This is a genomic window from Mycobacterium sp. (genome assembly GCF_050701515.1).
Taxonomy (GTDB): Bacteria; Actinomycetota; Actinomycetes; order Mycobacteriales; family Mycobacteriaceae; genus Mycobacterium.
In genome coordinates this window covers 1-3808 of record NZ_JBOGDB010000041.1, presented here as the reverse complement: position 1 = coordinate 3808, position 3808 = coordinate 1, and the positions used below count along the sequence as shown (strand labels likewise).

At 69.6% G+C, this 3808-nt stretch carries 5 protein-coding genes; 4 read left to right on the top strand and 1 reads right to left on the bottom strand.

Annotated features, from left to right (window positions below; genetic code table 11):
• The 3 genes from ACRDU5_RS03290 to ACRDU5_RS03280 all read left to right on the top strand — a co-directional run.
• On the top strand, positions 1 to 1416 hold a 1416-nt coding region (locus ACRDU5_RS03290), incomplete at its 5' end, for an L-aspartate oxidase (RefSeq protein ID WP_526612792.1).
• On the top strand, positions 1416 to 2273 hold the full coding sequence (gene nadC / locus ACRDU5_RS03285) for a carboxylating nicotinate-nucleotide diphosphorylase (protein WP_526612790.1): 858 nt from the start codon (positions 1416 to 1418) through the stop codon (positions 2271 to 2273). The genes ACRDU5_RS03290 and nadC, both read left to right, overlap by 1 nt.
• Before the next feature lie 23 nt (positions 2274 to 2296).
• Positions 2297 to 2833 (top strand): hypothetical protein, encoded by a 537-nt coding sequence (locus ACRDU5_RS03280; RefSeq protein ID WP_526612789.1) that lies wholly within the window; start codon positions 2297 to 2299, stop codon positions 2831 to 2833.
• Positions 2834 to 2838: 5 nt separating this feature from the next.
• Here the strand turns inward: ACRDU5_RS03280 and ACRDU5_RS03275 are convergent, their stop codons facing one another.
• A complete protein-coding gene (locus ACRDU5_RS03275; RefSeq protein WP_526612788.1) occupies positions 2839 to 3429 on the bottom strand; it encodes a TetR/AcrR family transcriptional regulator in 591 nt (196 codons plus the stop codon).
• A gap of 63 nt (positions 3430 to 3492) precedes the next feature.
• Here ACRDU5_RS03275 and ACRDU5_RS03270 point away from each other — a divergent pair.
• Positions 3493 to 3808: alcohol dehydrogenase catalytic domain-containing protein (locus ACRDU5_RS03270; RefSeq protein WP_526612787.1), on the top strand; the 316-nt coding region annotated here is incomplete at its 3' end.

Here is a 3808-nt window from a genome sequence, read left to right as displayed (position 1 = left end):
GTGCTGAGCAAGGCTTCTGAATCCGCAACCTTCTACGCGCAGGGCGGCATCGCGGTGGTGCTGCCGGACACCGACGACTCGATCGATGCGCATGTCGCGGACACCATCGCTGCCGGGGGTGGGCTGTGTGACCCGGACGCGGTGCGCTCGATCGTGGCCGACGGCTATCGCGCCGTCGCCGAATTGGTCGACGACGGTGCGCGTTTCGACGAAGCCGAGCCGGGACGGTGGTCGCTGACCCGGGAGGGCGGCCATTCGCGGTGCCGCATCATTCATTCCGGCGGTGACGCCACCGGCGCGGAGGTGCAGCGGGCGCTGGATCATGCCGCGGCCACCCTGGACATCCGTCGCAATCACGTCGCGCTGCAGATTCTGCAGACCGATGGGGCAGTGACCGGTGTGCTGGTGATCGACGAGGACGGCCCCGGAATCGTGCACGCGCCGTCGGTGATCCTGGCGACCGGCGGCCTGGGCCATTTGTATTCGGCGACCACCAATCCCGACGGCGCGTCCGGCGACGGCGTCGCGCTGGCGATGTGGGCCGGCGTGCCGATCAGCGACATCGAGTTCGTCCAGTTCCATCCGACCATGCTGTTCGACGGTGACGCCGGTGGCCGCCGCCCGTTGATCACCGAAGCCGTTCGCGGTGAGGGCGCGATTCTCGTTGATGGCCAAGGCAATTCGATAACCGCCGGAACCCATCCGATGGGTGACTTGGCGCCGCGCGACGTGGTGGCGGCGGCCATCGATGCCCGGCTACGGGAAACCGGCGATCCGTGCGTCTATCTCGACGTGCGCGACATCGACGACTTCGCGCGGCGATTCCCAACGGTCACCGCGGCATGCCGGGCTGCCGGAATCGATCCGACCCGCCGACCGATCCCGGTGGTGCCGGGGGCGCATTACAGCTGCGGCGGCGTGCTCACCGACGTGTCCGGCCGCACCGACCTGGCCGGTCTGTTCGCCGCGGGTGAGGTGGCGCGCACCGGCATGCACGGCGCGAACCGGCTGGCATCCAACAGCCTGCTGGAGGGTCTCGTCGTCGGTGGCCGTGCCGGAAAGGCCGCCGCCCAGCACGCGGCCGACGCCGGAGCCTCGCATGCCGAGCTTGGAGATCTCGAGACGCGGGTTGCGCTGCCCCGCAAAGTGTTACAGCGCGTGATGTCGCGGCACGCGTCGGTGGTCCGGGACGGCGAAGGCCTGCAGCGGCTGGTGCAGGAACTGGACGACGCGACGCCCCGCGACGTTGACTGCAGAGCGAGCTTCGAAGACGTCGCGCTGACCGCGACCGCCCGCGCCGTCACCGCCGCCGCGCTGGCCCGCACGGAATCGCGCGGCTGTCATCACCGTGCCGACTTCCCGGACACCGACCCGGCGTTGGCGCACAGCCTGGTGCTCGCGGCGGCCCGCTGCTGATGGAGCTCGGCGCCGACGAGCTGACCGAAGCTCGCAGGGTGATCGCGCGTGCGCTGGAGGAAGATCTGCGCTACGGCCCCGATGTCACCACGCTGGCGACCGTTGCGGCCGATGCGCACACGACGGCGTCGATGGTCACCCGCGAACCGGGCGTGATCGCCGGTGTCGACATCGCGCTGCTGGTGCTCGACGAGGTGCTCGGCCCGGACGGGTTTCACGTCGACCAGCGCGTCGAGGACGGCGCGCGACTGCCCGATGGCGCCGCGCTGCTGACCGTCGACGCCCCCACCGCGGGGCTGCTGACCGCCGAACGCACGATGCTCAACCTGGTCTGCCACCTGTCCGGCATCGCGACCACCACCGCGGCCTGGGTCGACGCGGTGGCGGGCACCGACGCCAAGATCCGCGACACCCGCAAGACGCTGCCCGGGCTGCGGGCGCTGCAGAAGTACGCGGTCCGGGTCGGTGGCGGCGTCAACCACCGGATGGGGCTGGGGGATGCGGCGTTGATCAAGGACAATCACGTGGCGGCCGCAGGTTCGGTGGTGGAGGCCTTGCGGGCGGTCCGCGCCGCCGCGCCGGGCCTGCCGTGTGAGGTCGAGGTCGACTCGCTCGAACAGCTCGACGAGGTGCTGGCCGAGAACGTGGAACTGGTTCTGCTGGACAACTTTCCGGTGTGGCAGACCCAGATCGCGGTGCAGCGCCGCGACGCGCGCGCACCCGACACCAAGCTCGAGTCGTCGGGCGGCCTTTTGCTGGACACCGCGGCCGAATACGCGGGCACGGGCGTCAATTATTTGGCTGTCGGTGCCCTCACGCACTCGGTGCGGGTTCTCGATATCGGGCTCGATACTTAGCTGTCGCCGTTACTATCAGCGCCATGTCGGACACACCTGAACCTGCGCCTGAACCTTCGCCCCCTACCAGCCACGCCGAGGCCAAACCGGCCCGCGATCGCGGTCAGTTGGCCCTCGCGGCTGTCGCTGCCATCGCCGTTGTGGCACTCGGTCTTTCCGTCTGGGCGCTGCTGCGCCCTTCGAATGCGGAAGGCGATTACAACGACGCGCAACGCGCCGAGGCAAAGGAGAAGGCCTGCGCGGCAGCCGACGTTGTTCGCCGCGGTGTCGCGATCAACACCAACTTGGCACCTCCGGGCGGACCGGAGGACGTCACCGGGACGCTGGCGGTCGCGGCCAACGCCCGCGTCTCGCTCTACGACGGTGGCCGGTACCTGCTGGACCGGCTGGACCCGGCGACACCGGCTGACCTGGCTGACGCGGTTCGTTCGTTCGGGAACAACCTGATGGACATCGGTGCCGCCGCGACGGCGGGCGCGCAGAACAGCGAGCCCGAGCAGGGGGCGCGGCTGCGCGACGCCGACGCAGCCAACGCCAAGATCAGGGAGTTGTGCAGGTAGGCGGATCAGTGCGCGCCGTGAGCTCCGCTCGCAGGGCTGAGTAGTGTGCGCGCGGCAGCTTTCGCCGCATTCAACGCGGCGACATCACCGGCGGTGCGGGACAACATCAGCGCGCCCTCGATCAGCGCGATCACCGCGAGCGCCGTCTGGTCGGCGTCCGCGCCCGGCCAGCCGTCGGCGCGCAGCCGGTCGGCGACGGCGGCGCTCCAGCCGGCGAAGGCCCTTGCCGCCGCGTCGCGCACCTGCGGGCTGGCATTCACCGACTCGGTGGCGATCGGTTCGATCGGGCAGCCGTCGCGCGGGTCGGAGGTCAGCTGCACGGCGAGCAGGTCGATCCAGCCGTCGACGATGTCGGCCACCGACGAGTCGCTTTCCAGGAATCGACGTAGCAGGCGCTCGATATCCCCACCGGCGTCGTCGACCACCGCGGCGGCCAGCTCCTGCTTTCCGTCCGGAAAGTGGTGATATAGCGATCCCGCCTTGACGTCCGCCGTCTTCAGGATCTGGTTCACGCCGGTGGCGGCATAGCCCTGGCGGCGAAACAGCCGGGCCGCGGTGCCGAGCAGGGCGGCGCGACTTCGATCCGGGCGAGGCATCCCTTGACAATACTAGAAAGGTCGCTCAAGAATATTGGAACGATCACTAAAGAAAGGTCTTCGATGCGGCAGCTGATGTTCGAAGAGGCCGGGCGATACGCCTGGCAGGAGGTCGCAGACCCGGAAATCTCCGAGCCGCAGCAGGCGCTGGTCCGGCCGCTCATGGTGGCGTGTTGCGACCTGGACGTCGCGGTGTCCCGAGGCCGGCTGCCGATGCCGCCGGGACACGCCGTGGGTCACGAAGGCATCGCCGACGTCATCGCGGTCGGCGACGGCGTCGCGGTCGTCAAGGTGGGCGATCGCGTTGTGGTGCCATTCCAGATCAGCTGCGGCGAATGTCGCGAATGCAGGCGAGGCGTCACGGGCTCCTGTGCCTCGG

Excerpts from the sequence above, each read along its gene's own strand:
- nadC (WP_526612790.1), top strand. The coding sequence starts at position 1,416 with ATGGAGCTCGGCGCCGACGAGCTGACCGAAGCTCGCAGGGTGATCGCG.
- ACRDU5_RS03280 (WP_526612789.1), top strand. The coding sequence starts at position 2,297 with ATGTCGGACACACCTGAACCTGCGCCTGAACCTTCGCCCCCTACCAGC.
- ACRDU5_RS03275 (WP_526612788.1), bottom strand. The coding sequence starts at position 3,429 with ATGCCTCGCCCGGATCGAAGTCGCGCCGCCCTGCTCGGCACCGCGGCC.